The following is an 18,533-nucleotide window of genomic DNA, read 5'->3' on the forward strand; positions in this document are numbered from 1 at the left end:
AAAGAAATCTTTTTTTTGCGAATGAATTTTCTGGCTCATATTTACCTTTCTTTTAACGATGATGAGATTACACTTGGCAATTTTATGGCCGACAGCATCCGTGGCAATAAATACAAGCACTTGCCTGAAAAAGTTCAAAAAGGAATTATTCTGCATAGGCATATAGATACCTTTACGGATGCCCATCCCACCGTCCGAAAAAGTAGTAAACGGCTCCATAAAAATTATGGCCATTACAGTGGAGTGATCGTGGATATTTTTTATGACCATTTTTTGGCAAAAAACTGGAAAAATTATTCCGATATCCCTTTGGCCAAATTTGTGGAAAATTTTTATGATTTATTGGAGGAGAACTATGAAATACTCCCAGAAGGGGTAAAAAGAATGATGCCCTATATGATTGCCGACAACTGGATTTACAACTATTCAAAATTAAAAGGGATTGCCAAAGTTTTAAATGGTTTGAACCGACGTACCAAAAACAAATCCAAAATGAACTTTGCCATTCTGGACCTAGAAGAACATTACTTAGAATTTGAAGCTGAATTCACTTCTTTTTTCGAAGAATTAATTACCTTTTCCAAACAAAAATACATATCACTATGCGAAGAAAACTAACCCTCCTCCTATTTATCCTTGTATTTGTAAACTGTAGAAAACAACCAGCTGCCCCAACAGGGCTCGTGGTCGACAAGGCCATGGTGGTTTCTGCTCGGGAAGAAGCATCCAAAATTGGAGTGGAAATTATGAAAAAGGGTGGAAATGCTTTTGATGCCATGATCGCAACAGAAATGGCCCTAAACATAGCTTATCCCTTTGCCGGTAGTATAGGTGGTGGTGGTTTTATGGTCTATAGAAAAAGTAATGGAGATGTTGGGAGCATTGACTATAGAGAAAAGGCTCCCTTAGCTGCCCATAAGGATATGTATTTAGATTCCTTGGGCAATGTAATTCCCGATAAAAGCACGGTTGGTGCAACCGCTGTAGGTGTGCCTGGTGGTATAGCAGGTCTTATGGAAGTGCACAAAAAATTTGGAAGTCTTACGCTTGAGGAAATTTTAGAGCCTGTTATTCAGCTTGCGGAAAAGGGATTGGTAGTTACAGAAAATCAGGCAAGGAGATTGGATTATGCTCGTGAAAAAATAGTTGAGGTCAGTGGTGACAGCACCTTGTTCTCTTTAAAATATGTTGCAGGGGACACCATAAAACACCTTGCCCTGGCAAAAACCATGAAGACAATTGCCAAAGAAGGACATGATGGGTTTTACAAAGGCGAGATCGCACAAAAACTGGCAACCTTTATTCAAGAGCATGGTGGCTATGTAACCGAGGAAGATTTGGCCAAATACCAGGCTAAATGGAGGCAGCCCATTATTTTCAACTATAAGGATTTAAAAGTAATTTCCATGAGTCCGCCTAGCAGTGGTGGGGTAACTATGAACCAAATCCTTGAAATGATGGAACCTTATGATGTTTCTAAATTTGGTCATAACTCTGCCAAAACCATACAGTTGTTCACAGAAGCCTCCCGTAGGGCGTATGCGGACAGGAATTACTTTTTGGGAGATCCCGATTTTGTGGACATCCCACTAGATGTATTATTGAGCCAAGCCTATCTGGAAGAACGTATGGCGAATTTCTCTTTTGAAAAAGCCACCAAATCATCGGAATTGGAAAGAGGGAATATTGAAGTAATAGAAAGTATGGAAACAACCCACTACTCTATCATAGACCAAGAGGGAAATGCCATTTCTGTTACAGAAACCCTTAATGGGGCTTATGGCTCAAAATTATTTTGTGGTGAGCTTGGTTTTTTTCTGAACAATGAAATGGACGATTTTAGTGCCAAACCTGGGGTGCCCAATATGTTTGGTCTAATTGGTGCAGACGCCAACAGCATAGCTGCAGAAAAACGCATGCTTAGCAGTATGACTCCAACCATTGTGGAAAAAGAGGGTAAGCTATGGATGGTAGTGGGGACTCCTGGTGGTTCTACTATTATTACAGCTGTAGCCCAGACCATATTAAATACGTATGAGTTTAATTTGAGCATGCAAGAAGCAGTAAATGCCCCTCGCTTTCATCATCAATGGTTACCAGACATGGTAATCTTTGAACCAGAAGGTTTTTCTCCTGAACTTAAAGAAGAACTTAAGGAAAAAGGCTATATCATCAATGAAGAACGCACTCCCATTATTGGAAAAGTAGATGCCATTCGTGTACTTTCCGATGGGAAATTGGAAGGTGGTGCTGACAAACGCGGTGACGATACCGCAGTGGGGTTTTAAAAAAACTTATAGGTTATGAAAGGTCCCATTGCACAAAATGTTGATGACTACATTGTCCAGTTTCCAGAAGAAACCCAAATACTATTAAAAAAAATCCGTTCCATTATTAAGAAAGAAGCACCTGAAGCCAAGGAAAGTATTAACTATGGGATTCCCGCCTATAAGTTAAATGGAAGGCCTTTAGTTTATTTTGGAGGGTACAAAACACATATTGGGTTTTATGCTACACCCTCTGGTCATGCAAAATTCAAAAAAGAACTGTCTACTTTTAAACAAGGGAAGGGATCTGTTCAATTCCCTTTAAAAAAGGATTTACCTCTTTCATTAATTTCCAAAATGGTTGCTTTTAGGGTTCGGGAAAATGGCCAAGTGCCAACTCCAAAAAAATAAATTAAGCTATAAGGTTACAGCCCTTCTAAGCATCAAATGTTCCTAATTCATGTAAATTTTCAGCTTCCCATAGGTTCCCTTCAGGTAAGAAGGACAGAATATTTAATCCAAAACTCAAAATAATACTACCAAATAAATATTATTAGGTGTATTCCTACGTAATTTTTGTAGGAATTATACTATATTTGAGTTTTATGAGTTAAATATTATTAAACATTGGATGGTTATGATTGTTCCATTGCCAATGGAATAGAGAATGACCTACAACGAAGATCCATTGTACTAATACCTTTAAGGATAGCTATGAACTCAAAACTTAAATCAATTCTTTTAATAGATGATGACAAGGCCACCAATTTTGTACACAAAATTGTAATAAAAAAAGCCGATTGCATAGAAAATGTAGTTGTTGCAGAAAATGGACAGGAGGCTCTTGAATATCTCCACACTACGCAAAATGTATCTCCTCCGGAACCCAATATTATTTTTTTGGATATAAATATGCCTGTTATGAATGGTTGGGAATTCTTGGAAGAATATGAAAAATTAAACACCAATGAACAAGGTGACATTATTTTAATTATGCTGACCACATCCTTAAATCCTGACGATTTAAAGAAGGCCAATGGTTTTTCATCCATTAGTGGGTATCGGAACAAACCATTAACCGTTGAAATGATTGATGAAATCTGCGAAGAATTTTTTGCGAAAACCATTTAAAAATGCATCAATATGGCCATGGTCCTAATGAAAACAACTTGTTAAACAACCCATAAATAAAATTTAAAGCCCTTTTCTAATAAAGGGCCTATAGCACATAGCTTATTACTTCCCCCTTTATAATATCCTTAAAAAGGATGATTCAAATTGAATTTTTTCTAAACCTTGTATGGCATTCATTTCGATAAATAACAAATCAAAAAACATTAAGTTCGTCGGTATACTAAGTTTAGTTGTTGGCATAATTGTTAGTGCTGGGTGGTTGTTTAATTTACCCCTAATTTTAAACAGCATCCCCGGTGTTCCAACAATGAAATTTAGTTCCGGCCTTTGTTTTTTTCTTCTAGGTTTTGGGATTTTGGCAATGCAAAGAAAATCTGCTTTTTATATACTACTTAGTAGGGTCGCTACTAGTGCCGTGTGGATTATATCTATCCTTACCATGGCATATTATTTTTTTGGTTTTAACTATTCCATCGATAGCCTATATGTAGATGACATCTATTACTCAATATCGTCAAAAAGAATTTCGCTTATCACGGCAGCTTGCTTCTCTCTTTTAGCTCTTGCTATTTCTGGAATGCAATCAAAATCCCAGAGAACAAAAAGGATTATGCAATATGTTTTTTTTGCTGTAATATTAATCTCTTTTATTGATGTTCTTATTCATATATTAAACATTCCAGTTAAAGGTGGCAACAAGTTTCCCAATGCAATGGCAGTTCAAACCTCCTTTCTGTTATTCTGGTTCTCCAGTCTGTTATCGTTAAAAAACGCCACTAAAGATTTTAACAAGTTTTATTTTGGTAATTATGCGGGGAGCAAGATCATAAGGATTGTAGCTCCTTATAATTTTACCATGATTATGATTATGGGTATTCTATTGTTATACCTAATTAATAATAATATAGTAGATGTAAATTTTGGTTTTATTATTTATACCGTGGTAGCTGTGTTTGTTTCAATCGTATATCTCATTGTTGTAGCCAAACAATTGAACGAAACCGAGCATGAAAGAGAGGTTTATGAAAGTGCTTTTAGGGCTTCTACAAAGGAAATGAATCAATTTAAAGAAGCTTTGGATGATAGTTCCCTTGTAGATATTACAGATGCAAATGGCGTTATTACCTCTGTAAACGACAAATTTTGTGAAATATCAAAATATGAACGAAGTGAGCTTATAGGAAGAACGCATAGGATCCTAAACTCTGGCCACCATTCCAAAGAATTTTTTACGGAACTGTGGACAAAAATTAAAAAGGGTGAAGTCTGGGTAGGAGGCATTAAAAACAAAACAAAGACGGGTGAATTTTATTGGGTCCATACAGCAATTATCCCCTTTAAAAATGAATCTGGAGAAATATACCAGTTCCTCACCATTAGACAAGATATAACCAAACTTACCTTGTTATCTGTACAATATGAGAACCTTAAACTAAGAAATAAGGAAATTGAACAATTTACCTACATCGCCTCCCATGATTTACAAGAACCCCTGCGAACTGTAAGGAGCATGATTGATATTCTGCAGGATCAATATCAGGGAAAACTTGATAAAGATGCCCAATTATCACTTAATTTTATAACCGAAGCAACGGATAGAATGAGTGATCTAATAAAGGGGCTTTTGGATTACTCTAGAATTGGTGGTGGAAAAGAGCTGAGGTCCTTTGATAGCAATGACACTATTCGTATTATAAAAAGAGATCTAGCTTCTGCAATAAAAAGAACAAACACCTCTATTACAATGGATCAATTGCCTGTTTTAAAAGCCTACAGAACAGAAGTCCGTCTGCTATTCCAGAATCTGATTAGCAATGCCATAAAATTCCATAAAGAAGGAGTTTTTCCAAGAATTCACATATCGGCAAAAGAAGACGATGGCTACTGGAGGTTCTCGGTTCAAGATAACGGCATTGGTATTGCAGAAAAAGACAATAGAAATGTCTTTGCCATTTTTCAACGCCTTAATAAAAGAAATGCTTACGAAGGAACGGGTATAGGCCTCGCCCATTGTGAAAAAATAGTTCATTTGCACGGGGGAGAAATATGGGTAGAATCTAAATTAAATGAAGGAAGTACATTTTATTTTACGATACCCCGAAACCTAAATTAATTGCCCAAATAAGTTCCTTAACAACCCTTCTTTCTCCTGTAAGGTTTTACTTTGGCGTGCCCAATTGGGTTTTTAATTCTTCCATGGATTCTTGCAACTGCCTTAACAGCCCTTTTTCCGTAGTGGCATCCACTCCAAAGGTAATTTTACTGTTAACCTGCCAAAGTTCCTGTATGTGATAAGGTTTTATTTTATAGGGCGGATAGCTTTCGTTCAAGGAAATAAGGGTTATATCGTTAGATTTTGGCAACCGTTCTATTTTTTTAACCAAAACGGCATCTTCCAAAACCACCACGTACATTTTGTTTGGGCTAACATCATCAATTTTTTCTATAGCTTTTGCCAACACCCATTCGCCTGGCTTTAAATTGGGCAACATACTGTCCCCTTCCACTTGGAACCCTCTATAGGTAGCGTTCCTAAATTCTGGTATGGGAAGGTTAAAGGCGGGCAACTCCTTATACCAACTGGTATCCTGTATGTTTTGGGGATAGCCGGCAGCAGCTTTGGCATTTACCATCACAATATTCTCTTGTTCGGCATTGCTAACGGTCACCACTTTGGGAATCACCTGTACGGCATCTGTTGCCAAATGCTTTTGGTCGCTTTCTCCATACAGCCACATGGGATTTATCTTAAACTGTCGCAAAAGCTCTGTCACCAATTTGCCCGAAAGTTTAGTCTTCCCTCGCTCAATATCGGCCGTGGTATTTTTAATGCCCAAAAGAGCGGCAAACTCAGCCTGGGTGTACCCCAACTCCCTGCGTATATCTATAAAGCGTTTTATAGTCAATTCATTCTCCACCCTCAAATATACAAATTTTGGAATATTTCCAAATTAAAATATGGAAAATTTCCTTTTTTAGTGATTTTTATGTGGTTTTATAAGTAGTATATAATCAATAACTATATACCCTCTTAAGTTTGAAACTTATTGATATACATTTATAAATCAGAAAGAACAAAAGAGAGGATTAAGGTCAATATAGCCATAGGAAGTAATGATTCCGTCAACATTGAAGGCCCCCTCTCTCTTTTCCGCTAAGAATTCGTTAAGTTCTGTGAGACCCATGTTGGCAGTCATTATGAAGCAGTCAGTAACATTTTGACTTTAAAGTCGTCAAATAGAAAACTTAAATCAATGAAAATATTCTTTGCAACTTTATTCACTTTCATATTCTCTATTTGTTTAGCCCAAAAGGGTAATCCAACTATTTATAACGCGCTCATAGAGTATGACTTTATCCAAGAGCAAATAATCAGTGATAACGACACCATAATTTATTACCTAAAGAACCCTAAAGCAAAACCAAATAAATTGGTGGTCTTTATTCAAGGTACAGATGCAAATCCTATTTTTTCATATAAAATAGATAAAGATAAAATCACTTATTACCGTTGGTTTGGAGATGATTATAAAAAGTTGGATTCGACTTACACATATGCTATCATTCCAAAGCCTGGAATGGAGGGGCTTTATAAAGATGGAGAAATAGTTATTCCAAAAAGCTATTATAAAAAAAACTACCTTGAGTACAGAATAAAACAAATTAATACATCAATTAGCCATATCACCGAGAATCATCTTACTAATCCTGAAAAAATTATTGTTTACGGTCATTCAGAGGGTGCTGCAATTGGAGCTGCTCTGGCTACAACAAATAAAAAAATAACACACCTAGGTTTTTGGTCAGGAAATGTTCTAAACAACTTCTATGAATTTTCTCTCTTCAATAGAATTGAGTCATTAAAAGGTAAACTTTCCGATAAGGAAGCCCATCAGAACATAATGGGTATTTTAGAATGGTATACGTCAGTAGTGGAGAATCCAAATTTAACTGAAATAGACCATTTTGGATTCACTAATAAACGTTGGTCTACCTACGAAAAAGCACCGCTTGATTATTTAATTGAACTATCTATTCCAATATATGCCCTCTTCGGAACTGAAGATGAAAGTACGCCTATTGAAACAGCTTATTTGCTTCCAATTAAATTTATAGAAAATAGGAAAGATAATTTAACTTTTGAGGTTTGTATTAGTTGCAATCATTCCTATAAAGTAAAAACAGAAGATGGACAAAAGTCTTATTGGAGTGAGCAGTTTATAAAGTTCATTGAATGGACCGATAAAACAAAATAATGAACTGCCAACAAAGAACTGAGTTAAAAAGCAAGTTCTTTTAAGTTAATCCAGACGCATAATTCGCATCATAGGGCTCCCTGATTTTGCAATTGCAAATGCTTGTTTTTAAAAGTATTCATCGGTCGCTAGACTCGGTGGCACGACAAATTTTATTCCCAATACAGTCCAAAACCAAAAAAGATTTTTACTATATTTCCTTAAAATTAGCCCTAGCACTCTAACTCGCACACTGCTTTCGCAGATATCTTACATAGTGCGGTGGTATGCAATATTTCGAAACTCATTACGACCCTTTAGTTTGGAAGATTTAAATAGCAACATAGAGAAACATTACCTTAAAGAAGGACTTTATGAGGATATTGTAAATCGTTTAAAAGAGCAAAATATTTCTCAAAATAAGGTGAAAAGGTCAGATATTGCAGGTGCGGACGAGTTTCATGTGCGTGGAGCAGCAGTATCTAAAGAGCTTGCCAATAGTATTAACCTTAATGGACTTAATGTTTTGGACGTAGGCTGTGGATTAGGAGGCCCTTGTAGAATGCTTGCAGATGAATATAATTGTCACGCTACGGGAATAGACCTTAGCCAGGAATATATACGAACAGCCAACAAATTATCACAACTTGTAAATCTACATAATAATACAACCTTTATACAAGGTGATGCTACCGAGCTACCGTTCGAGAACCAAACCTTTGATGTAGTCTGGACACAACATGTCCAAATGAATATTCCAGATAAAAAAAAGTTCTATTCAGAAATAAATCGTGTTCTTAAAGAAGGCGGATATTTTCTCTATTATGAAATCTTAAGAAAAGGGACTGGGGAGATTAATTATCCAATGCCATGGGCAAGTGATTCCAATTTAAGTTTCTTATTCAAGGAAGAAGAAATGCACAACTTGTTGAAGGGATTAGGCTTAGCAAGCAAACAAACTAATGATCAGACCCAAGCAGGAATAGCTTTTTTTAATACCCTTCTTGCTAGATTGAAAGATTTTGGACCTCCTAAAATAGGGTTGAATGTTCTAATGGGTGAAACAACCCAACCCAAATTAATGAACTTACTTGCCCATCTAAGAAGTGGTGACCTAGAACTTAAAAGTGGAGTCTATAAAAAATAAAAACCAAATGCATTATGTAATTAATTGGGGGCGGGATTTCCACTTGGAAATTCTGGCAATCAATTATCTTTATGGTCATGTGAACATTTTTCTCTGGAAAAGTCCGCAACCAATAACTCATTACCGTTGATAAATACATATGAAATTTTCATTAGAAAAATCATTAGAAATACTAGAAAAAACACCTGAAACTTTGGAGCACTATTTGGGCAATTTGTCTACGGAATGGTTAACAAATAATGAGGGCAAAGACACCTGGAGTCCTTATGATGTCCTTGGACACTTATTATTTGGAGAAAAAACAGATTGGATGGTGCGTATTCAAATCATCATGAGTAACTCAGAAAACAAAGTTTTTAAGGCCTTTGATAGATTTGCCCAATTAAATGAAAATCAAAATAGGCCAATTGGTGAATTACTCAAAGAGTTTTACAAAATTAGAGCTAAAAACTTAAGCGAGTTAAAATCATTACAGATCACGGAACAAGATTTAAAACGGATTGGCTATCACCCAGAATTGGGAGAAGTTACCTTACAGCAGTTGATTGCTGCTTGGGTAGTACATGATTTAGGGCATATTGCCCAAATTTCCAGAGTTATGGCCAAACAATACAAAACAGAAGTTGGCTCTTGGAAGGAGTATTTGGGAATCCTAGAAAAGTAACATCTACAGCAATTAGCACATCCCTAAGTCCTTTAACAAAATCTAAAAGAACCCCACTTCCTTTTTAGGGGTCAAAATTGTACCTTTGCAACTTTGCAAAATACAATGGTAAATTACGAGGAAAATATTGAGGTTAAAGGTGCCAGGGTGCACAACCTTAAAAACATAGACGTTACCATTCCGAGGGAAAAACTGGTGGTCATCACCGGACTTTCTGGGAGTGGCAAATCCTCTTTGGCTTTTGACACCATTTATGCAGAGGGACAACGTAGGTACATTGAAACCTTTTCTGCCTATGCCAGACAATTCCTTGGTGGACTGGAGCGCCCAGATGTGGACAAAATAGATGGCCTCTCCCCTGTTATTGCCATTGAGCAAAAAACCACATCCAAATCGCCTCGATCAACAGTAGGTACCATTACAGAGGTCTATGATTTCCTTAGGCTGCTCTTTGCCAGAGGTGCCGATGCCTATAGTTACAATACGGGCGAAAAGATGGTAAGTTATAGTGATGAGCAGATAAAAGAACTCATTAAAACAGACTACCGGCACAAAAAAATAAACATTCTTTCCCCCGTTATAAAATCCAGAAAAGGCCATTACAGGGAACTATTTGAACAAATTGCCAAACAAGGTTTTGTAAAAGTGCGGGTGGATGGTGAAATTTTGGACATTGTAAAGGGCATGAAAGTGGACCGTTACAAAACCCATGATATAGAAATTGTCATAGACCGCCTAAAAATGATGGATAGTCCAGAGATGGACAAACGCCTTACGGAAACCATAAACACAGCCATGTACAGTGGGGAAAATGTGCTTATGGTCTTGGAAGAGGGAGAAAAAGTGGCTCGCTATTTTAGTCGGGATTTAATGTGTCCCACTACAGGTATATCCTATCCTTCCCCAGAACCCAATACCTTTTCCTTTAACTCCCCAAAAGGAATGTGCCCAAACTGCAATGGGTTGGGACATGTGTACCAGGTAAACGAAAATAAAATTTTCCCAGATATAAAACTGTCCATAGCATCTGGAGGAATTGCCCCTTTGGGTGAATATAAAAAATCTTGGGCCTTTAAACAGATAGAGACCATTGCACAGCGCTACAATTTTGAATTAACAGATCCCATTTCAAAAATTCCACAGGAAGCATTGGACATTATCCTGCACGGTGGTAAAGAGAGTTTTGAGGTAAATTCCAAAACATTGGGCGTAAAAAGGCAGTACAAAATTGATTATGAGGGTATTTCCAACTTTATAAAAAATCAGTTTGAGCAGGCGGATTCCACTTCCATAAAACGCTGGGCAAAGGAATACATGGACAAAACAGAATGTCCTACCTGTAATGGTTCCCGTCTCAAAATTGAATCCCTTTACTTTAAAATTGATGAAAAGAACATTGCCGACCTATCCAAAATGGATATTGTTGAGCTAGCGGGTTTCTTTAAAGATCTAGAAGAAAAGTTGGATGGGAATCAATTAAAGATTGCTGAAGAAATCATTAAAGAAATAAAGACCCGCGTTCAATTTTTATTGGATGTTGGGTTAGATTATCTATCGCTTGGGAGAAGTTCTAAATCCCTCTCGGGTGGGGAAGCACAACGTATAAGATTGGCAACCCAAATAGGTTCACAACTAGTTGGGGTACTTTATATTTTAGATGAGCCTAGTATTGGGCTCCACCAAAGGGACAATGAACGGTTGATAAAATCGCTTTTGTCCTTACGGGATATTGGAAACTCCGTCATCGTTGTGGAGCACGACAAGGACATGATAGAGCATGCGGACCATGTAATAGATATTGGCCCAAAAGCTGGAAAACATGGGGGCGAAATTATTTCCGAGGGAAAGCCAGGAGACTTAAAAAATTATAGCACACTTACAGCTGATTATATTACTGGCAAAAAACAGATTGAAGTCCCCAAAAAGCGTAGAAAGGGAAATGGAAAATCCATAAAGCTTTCCAATTGTACTGGCAACAATCTAAAAAACATTACGGCAGAATTTCCTTTAGGAAAAATGATTGGTGTTACTGGTGTTTCGGGAAGTGGTAAATCTACTTTAGTTAACGAAACCCTCTACCCTATTATGAATGCCCATTATTTTAATGGAGTTAAAAAACCGATGCCTTATGGCAAAATAACAGGGCTGGAACATATAGACAAGGTAATTGACATTAACCAATCGCCCATTGGAAGAACTCCACGGTCCAATCCGGCTACTTATACCGGTGTTTTTAGTGAAATTAGAACATTGTTCACCAAAACTCCAGAGGCGGCCATAAGAGGATATAAACCAGGAAGGTTTAGTTTTAACGTTAAAGGTGGGCGATGTGAAACCTGCCAAGGTGGTGGCCTAAAAGTCATAGAAATGAACTTTTTGCCGGATGTATATGTGGAATGCGAAACCTGTTATGGCAAACGTTTCAATAGGGAAACCTTGGAAATTCGCTATAAAGGAAAATCCATTTCCGATGTGTTGGAAATGACCATAAACGAAGCCGTCCCATTCTTTGAGAACATTCCCAAAATATATAGAAAACTCAAGACCATTCAAGATGTGGGTCTGGGGTATATCTCATTGGGGCAACAGTCCACCACCCTATCCGGTGGAGAGGCACAGCGTATTAAATTGGCCACAGAGCTTTCTAAACGGGATACGGGAAATACTTTCTATATTTTGGACGAACCTACCACAGGGCTCCATTTTGAGGATATTCGTGTTTTAATGGAAGTTTTGGATAGATTGGTTAATAAAGGAAACACCGTTTTGGTCATAGAGCATAATATGGACGTCATAAAAATCGTTGACCATATTATAGATATTGGATATGAAGGTGGACGTGGCGGTGGAATGATTGTTGCAGAGGGTACACCGGAAAAAGTAGCTAAAGACAAGAAAAGCTATACGGCAAGATTTTTAAGAAAAGAATTGGATATAATCCATCCTGTAACAAACAATTAATACAATCAAACTAGTAATTGTAAATCGATTATTGTTAATTGCAAATTGATATTTTATAAAATATGAGAAAAGAACAGCACCATAAAGGTTGGAATGAAATGAAAACCAATGATTCTTGGGCCATTTTCAAGATCATGGGAGAGTTTGTCAATGGATTCGAGAAAATGAGTGTTATAGGACCTTGTGTGTCCATCTTTGGTTCTGCACGTACCAAAGAAAATGAAGCGTATTATCAACTAACCATTGATATTGCAAAAAGTGTTTCAGAAGCTGGTTATGGAATCATTACAGGTGGTGGTCCTGGAATAATGGAGGCAGGAAACAAAGGGGCACATTTGGCCGGGGGGACTTCCGTTGGACTCAATATCGATTTACCATTTGAACAGCATGATAATCCTTATATTGACAGTGATAAGAGCTTGGATTTTGACTATTTCTTTGTGAGAAAGGTCATGTTTGTAAAATATTCCCAAGGTTTTGTTGTAATGCCTGGAGGATTTGGAACATTGGATGAGCTTTTTGAGGCAATAACCCTGATACAGACGAACAAGATTGCAAAATTTCCCATTATATTGGTTGGCACCAAATTTTGGCAAGGCTTATGGGATTGGATAAAAGAAACCATGCTTGAAGCCGGTAATATAAGTCCTAAAGATTTAGATTTGGTAAAACTTGTTGATACCAAAGAAGAAGTTGTTGAAGTTATTGACGCCTTTTATAAAGGACATATTCTCAGTCCTAATTTTTAATGCATGTCCATTAAACCTCACATACCCACTTACTGGATAATTGTTTTTTCCCTATGCGTATTGTGTGGAAAAAAAATCCATGGGCAGCATACTAATTCCATTACTGCTACTTTGGATGGTGAGACCAAGAAAATTGATGTCCAACAACAGTTTGTATATGTAAACGATTCCCGAGATACCTTAACCACAATCTATTTCAATGATTGGGCACATGCCTACGCCAATAAGCATACAGCACTCGCCAAACGTTTTGCCGAAGAATTTAAAAAGAGCTTGCATTTGGCCAAAGAAAATGAAAGAGGACATACAGATATAGTCAGTATTGTGGCAAGTGGATACCAAGGTTTACAATGGAAAAGAATGCCAGGGCATGACATCATAAAAATTGAGCTGAACAGACCATTGGCCCCCGGTGCATCTACAAGCATGTTCCTTACCTATAATGTTCAACTTCCTCCAAGTAGGTATACTCCTTATGGCTACAGTCAGTATGGGTATTATTTAAAAGATTGGTATTTGTCACCAGCAGTTTATGATGGAGAATGGCATTTATATTCCAACAAAAATCTTGAAGACTTATATACTGGAATGACCAATACGCGAATCAATTTTATTTATCCCGAAAACCTTTTTCTTAATTCCAATTTTAAAGTGAACAATAATTCCAGTTTTCCCAGTGGGCAGCATGCCTCATTGGAAGGTATTAACCAAAAGAATTGCGAAATCATTTTAAGCCCTCATAATACCTATACCAATCATGTAACCCATTCCTTGAACATTGTATCCAATATAAGTTCGCCAAAGTACAATGCCATTTCCCAAAGTATCTCTATAGACAAGGTAGCGAAGTACATCACAGAGAAATTGGGGACTTTCCCCCACCACCAGCTATTGGTAAGCCAAATAGATTACAACAAGGACCCTCTTTATGGTATAAATCAGCTACCCTCCTTTATACGTCCCTATGATGAGCAGTTTCAATTTGAGATGAAATTTTTAAAAACCGCATTGAACAGTTATATAAAGGAAACTATCTATCTAGACCCAAGAAAGGAAAAATGGGTGTCGGATGCCATTATAAACTACCTCATGATCAACTATGTTGAGGAAAAATATCCAGACTATAAACTGTTGGGGAAATTATCCAACACATGGGGATTTAGAAACTACCAGTTGGCAAAAATGAATTTTAATGAACAGTATCCCTTCCTGTACATGCTTTCTGCCCGTAAGAATTTAAATCAGTCTCTTAAAACTCCCAATGATTCTTTAATAAAGTTCAACCAGAAAATAGCCAATAGGTATAAGGCGGGTCTGGGTCTTGCCTATTTATCAGAATACATAGGAAAAGGGGAAATAGACAATGGTATTAAGGTGTTTTATCAAAATTATCAACTTAGAGAAGTGGATCCACAGGATTTTCAATATTTATTGGAAAGCTCAACTAACAAAGATGTGGACTGGTTTTTTAATGAATATGTATCCACCAATGACCGAATAGATTTCAAAATCAAAAAAGTTTTTAAAGAGAAGGACTCTGTTCAAGTAACCATCAAGAACAAAACAGGTACCAATGTTCCTATTTCACTCTTTGGCTTAAAGAAAGATACTGTGGTTTCAAAACATTGGTTTTCCAATATTGTTACTAAAAAAACATATACCATTCCCCGAAACGAAGCAGATAGGCTGGTATTGAATTATGATCAGAAAATACCAGAGTTTAACCAAAGGGACAACTGGAAAACCATGAATGGCTTTTTTTCCAGCAATAAAAAATTAAGGCTCCAATTTTTTAAGGATGCCGAGGATCCTAATTATACCCAAATCTTTTATGTGCCAGTGGCAAGTTTCAACGTATATGATGGGCTTACCCCAGGAATGAGGGTGCACAACAAAACCCTTTTGGAAAGACCCTTTGTGTACGATTTTTCACCATCCTATTCCTTTGGTGAGAAAGCCTTTGTGGGATATGGTAGGTTTACTTATCGTAAATACCACGGAAAAAGCGGCCTGTACGTTTCCAATTATTCCTTTGGTGGGTCTACGTTCCATTTTCAGACCAATTCAAGGTACTCTACCCTTACCCCAGCTGTTTCTTTTGGTTGGAGACCGGGTGATTTAATTTCCAACAAAAAGCAGTTTTTATCCCTAAGGTATATCAATGTATTTAGAACCATTGATGAAAGTCTGGGAGACTTGGAAACAGAACCTGATTATAGCGTGTTTAATGCCAGATATATTAATACAAATCGAGGAATAATTGATTATTCTTCTTGGTTTATTGATGCGCAACAATCCAGTGATTTCACGAAATTGGTATTCAACATGGAATATAGAAAGTTGTTTGAAAACAATAGGCAATTTAACTTTCGCTTTTTCGCAGGTAAGTTCATAAGAAACAATACAGACCCCAATACTACTTTTTTTAGTTTTGCCCTAGATAGACCTACAGATTATCTTTTTGATTATAATTATTTAGGACGTTCCGAAGATACTGGGATTTACAGTCAACAAATTATTATAGCAGAAGGAGGCTTTAAATCAAAGTTGGACAATCCCTATGCCAATGATTGGATGACAACCGTTAACACCAGTTTTAATCTTTGGAAATGGATAGAATTATATGGTGATGCCGGGTTTTTAAAAAACAAAGGTCAGAGCACTCGATTTGTTTATGATTCCGGGATACGACTTAATTTGGTTACCGATTATTTTGAATTGTACTTTCCGCTATACTCCAACAATGGATGGGAAGTTTCTGATCCTCATTACAATGAAAAAATTAGGTTTATTGTAACCTTAAGCCCAAAAACACTTACCGGACTCTTTACTAGAAAGTGGTTTTAATCTAGCTAAACCTAACCCCTTTATTAATTGCAAAAAAGAGATGGTTTTGGTACTTTCGCAAAAACCCTTTTCAGATAATGAAAACCAAACCTAGTACAAGCAATGACATTTCTTTTAACGATTTTAAATCCCAAATTTTAAAAGATTATGAAATAGCTGTTACAAGTAGGGAATGTAGTTTGTTGGGAAGAAGAGAAGTCTTGAACGGAAAAGCTAAGTTTGGGATTTTTGGTGACGGAAAAGAACTTCCTCAACTGGCCATGGCTCGATCTTTTAAGAATGGGGATTTTAGAAGTGGCTACTATAGAGACCAAACTTTTATGATGGCATTGGGTCTTTTAACCCCAAAAAGTCTTTTCCACGGGCTATATGCCACCACAGATATTGAGAAAGAACCCATGAGCGCAGGAAGACAAATGGGAGCACACTTTGTTACCCATAGTCTGAATGAGGATGGCAGTTGGAAAAATTTAACCCAACAGAAGAACAGCAGTGCAGATATTTCCTGTACGGCCGGTCAAATGCCAAGATTATTGGGGCTGGCACAGGCCTCCAAGGTATATAGGGAAATTAAAGGTATTGATGCTTCCAAATTTTCTAAGAATGGAAATGAAGTCGCATGGGGTACTATTGGAAATGCCAGTACCAGTGAAGGTCATTTTTTTGAAGTAATCAATGCTGCCGGAGTAATGCAAGTGCCCATGGTCTTAAGTGTCTGGGATGATGAATATGGAATCTCTGTTCCTGCCAAATATCATACCACCAAAAGTGATATTTCCAAAGTATTGGAAGGCTTTAGAAAGGACAATGACCATGCAGGGTATGAATTGATTAAGGTAAAAGGATGGGACTATACTGCATTGATACATGCCTATGAAAATGCATCGGACATGGCACGTGAAGAGCATACACCCATACTTGTTCATGTAACTGAATTGACACAGCCCCAAGGACACTCAACCTCTGGATCCCATGAAAGATACAAAACCAAAAAAAGACTGGAATGGGAAAAGGAAAACGATTGCAATAAACGCTTTCGTGAGTTTATTTTAGAGAACAACATCGCTACAGAAGATGAATTAACGGCTTTAGAGAAAAAGGTTAAGGAAGAAGTTCGTATTGCAAGAAGAGAAGCCCTTGAAGAGTTTCTTGCTCCTCATAAGCAAGCACAAAAGACCTTGGTAAACTTGTTGGACAAAGTTGCAAATACCAGTCCCAACAAGGTTTTCATAAATAAGATAAAAAACAGTCTAAGTGCTTTAAAAGAACCCATCAATAGAGATATGGCCTCCAGTTCCAGAAGAGCGTTACGGTATCTTGTAGAGGAAAACAGCCCCGAAAAAAGGGCTTTGCAAGACTGGACAAAAAACTTTTTAAATAATGTACAACCAAAATACAGCTCTCATCTATACAGTGAATTGCCCAATAAAGCAACACGAATAGAAGCCGTAAAACCAACCTACTCCGAAACTTCGGATAAAGTGGATGGTAGAATTGTTTTAAGGGATAACTTTGATGTCCTTTTTTCCAAATACCCAGAACTAATGATTTTTGGTGAAGATACAGGTGCCATAGGAGATGTGAACCAAGGATTGGAAGGGTTGCAAAAAAAGTATGGAAAAACAAGATTGGCAGATACAGGAATAAGGGAAACAACCATTATTGGCCAAGGAATAGGGCTTGCATTACGAGGGTTACGCCCTATTGCAGAAATTCAATATTTAGATTATATTTTATATGCCATTCAAACCTTAAGTGATGATTTGGCATCATTACATTACCGAACAGTTGGTAAGCAAAAAGCGCCCCTGATCGTAAGAACACGCGGGCATAGATTGGAAGGAATTTGGCATTCTGGATCCCCAATGGGAGGTTTAATTCATTTTCTAAGGGGAATGTATATTCTATCCCCAAGAGATATGACCGTTGCCGCTGGTTTTTACAACACATTATTAAAAAGTGATGAACCCGCATTGGTAATTGAAAGCTTAAATGGTTATAGACTAAAAGAAGCCATGCCTAATAATTTAGGTGAATTTTGCACTCCTATTGGTGTTGTGGAAACCCTAAAAGAAGGTTCAGATATTACATTACTTTCCTATGGTTCCACACTTAGGATTGTTATGCAAGCTGCAACAGAATTAAGGGAAGTTGGGATTGATGTTGAAGTAATTGACGCTCAAAGTCTATTGCCTTTTGATATTAAGCACGATGTCATTAAAAGTGTGCAAAAAACAAATAGGTTGCTAATTATAGATGAAGATGTGCCAGGGGGATGTTCCGCCTATCTATTGGGTGAAATTATGGAGAAACAAGGTGGCTATCAATATTTGGACAGTCCTCCACAAACTTTGACCGCTAAAGACCATAGACCAGCTTATGCAACCGATGGGGATTATTTTTCTAAACCCAATGAAGAAGATGTTTTTGAAAAGGTATATGCCATTATGCACGAAGCCAACCCTATAGACTTTCCAATGCTTTTTTAAAATACAATTGAACAAAAAAAAAATCCCGCCAAATGCGGGA

General features: G+C 37.2%; 13 protein-coding genes. 12 read left to right on the forward strand and 1 reads right to left on the reverse strand.

From position 1 onward, the window contains the following. The first annotated feature begins 21 nt into the window (after window positions 1–21). The 5 genes from GGR42_RS02420 (at window position 22) to GGR42_RS02440 (ending at window position 5,514) form a co-directional block, all read left to right on the forward strand. The gene (locus tag GGR42_RS02420) at window positions 22–618 is read left to right on the forward strand and encodes an acyl carrier protein phosphodiesterase (protein ID WP_167960494.1); all 597 of its coding nucleotides are present in this window, start codon (window positions 22–24) and stop codon (window positions 616–618) included. Beyond that, a complete protein-coding gene (ggt, locus tag GGR42_RS02425) occupies window positions 603–2,288 on the forward strand; it encodes a gamma-glutamyltransferase (protein WP_167960496.1) in 1,686 nt (561 codons plus the stop codon). Before GGR42_RS02420 ends, ggt begins: the two co-directional genes overlap by 16 nt. A gap of 15 nt (window positions 2,289–2,303) precedes the next feature. Then, window positions 2,304–2,678: an iron chaperone gene (locus GGR42_RS02430; protein ID WP_167960498.1), complete on the forward strand. Its 375-nt coding sequence runs from the start codon at window positions 2,304–2,306 to the stop codon at window positions 2,676–2,678. Window positions 2,679–2,894: 216 nt separating this feature from the next. Further along, window positions 2,895–3,398: a response regulator gene (locus GGR42_RS02435; protein WP_245201377.1), complete on the forward strand. Its 504-nt coding sequence runs from the start codon at window positions 2,895–2,897 to the stop codon at window positions 3,396–3,398. A gap of 310 nt (window positions 3,399–3,708) precedes the next feature. Next, on the forward strand, window positions 3,709–5,514 hold the full coding sequence (locus GGR42_RS02440) for a sensor histidine kinase (RefSeq protein ID WP_167960502.1): 1,806 nt from the start codon (window positions 3,709–3,711) through the stop codon (window positions 5,512–5,514). A 46-nt stretch (window positions 5,515–5,560) separates the two neighbouring features. On the opposite strand, the gene GGR42_RS02445 is transcribed toward GGR42_RS02440, so the two are convergent. After that, the gene (locus GGR42_RS02445) at window positions 5,561–6,319 is read right to left on the reverse strand and encodes an XRE family transcriptional regulator (RefSeq protein WP_167964304.1); all 759 of its coding nucleotides are present in this window, start codon (window positions 6,317–6,319) and stop codon (window positions 5,561–5,563) included. Between the two features lie 336 nt (window positions 6,320–6,655). Between GGR42_RS02445 and GGR42_RS02450 the strand changes: the two genes are divergently transcribed. From GGR42_RS02450 to GGR42_RS02480, 7 genes are all read left to right on the forward strand, one after another. Beyond that, window positions 6,656–7,657 (forward strand): alpha/beta hydrolase family protein, encoded by a 1,002-nt coding sequence (locus GGR42_RS02450; protein ID WP_167960504.1) that lies wholly within the window; start codon window positions 6,656–6,658, stop codon window positions 7,655–7,657. Window positions 7,658–7,958: 301 nt separating this feature from the next. Beyond that, window positions 7,959–8,783: a class I SAM-dependent methyltransferase gene (locus tag GGR42_RS02455; protein WP_167960506.1), complete on the forward strand. Its 825-nt coding sequence runs from the start codon at window positions 7,959–7,961 to the stop codon at window positions 8,781–8,783. Window positions 8,784–8,922: 139 nt separating this feature from the next. Continuing rightward, a complete protein-coding gene (locus tag GGR42_RS02460) occupies window positions 8,923–9,447 on the forward strand; it encodes a DinB family protein (protein ID WP_167960508.1) in 525 nt (174 codons plus the stop codon). Window positions 9,448–9,552: 105 nt separating this feature from the next. Then, a complete protein-coding gene (gene uvrA / locus GGR42_RS02465; RefSeq protein ID WP_167960510.1) occupies window positions 9,553–12,408 on the forward strand; it encodes an excinuclease ABC subunit UvrA in 2,856 nt (951 codons plus the stop codon). Window positions 12,409–12,470: 62 nt separating this feature from the next. After that, entirely contained in the window at window positions 12,471–13,157 is a 687-nt protein-coding gene (locus GGR42_RS02470; protein ID WP_167960512.1) for an LOG family protein, read from the forward strand. Between the two features lie 3 nt (window positions 13,158–13,160). Continuing rightward, on the forward strand, window positions 13,161–16,004 hold the full coding sequence (locus tag GGR42_RS02475; protein ID WP_209023916.1) for a gluzincin family metallopeptidase: 2,844 nt from the start codon (window positions 13,161–13,163) through the stop codon (window positions 16,002–16,004). A gap of 77 nt (window positions 16,005–16,081) precedes the next feature. Continuing rightward, window positions 16,082–18,493, forward strand: coding sequence for an alpha-ketoacid dehydrogenase subunit alpha/beta (locus GGR42_RS02480; RefSeq protein ID WP_167960514.1), 2,412 nt, complete (start codon window positions 16,082–16,084; stop codon window positions 18,491–18,493). Window positions 18,494–18,533: the final 40 nt, after the last annotated feature.

Origin of the sequence: Saonia flava, from assembly GCF_011927795.1 — a bacterium.
Classification (GTDB): domain Bacteria; phylum Bacteroidota; class Bacteroidia; order Flavobacteriales; family Flavobacteriaceae; genus Saonia; species Saonia flava.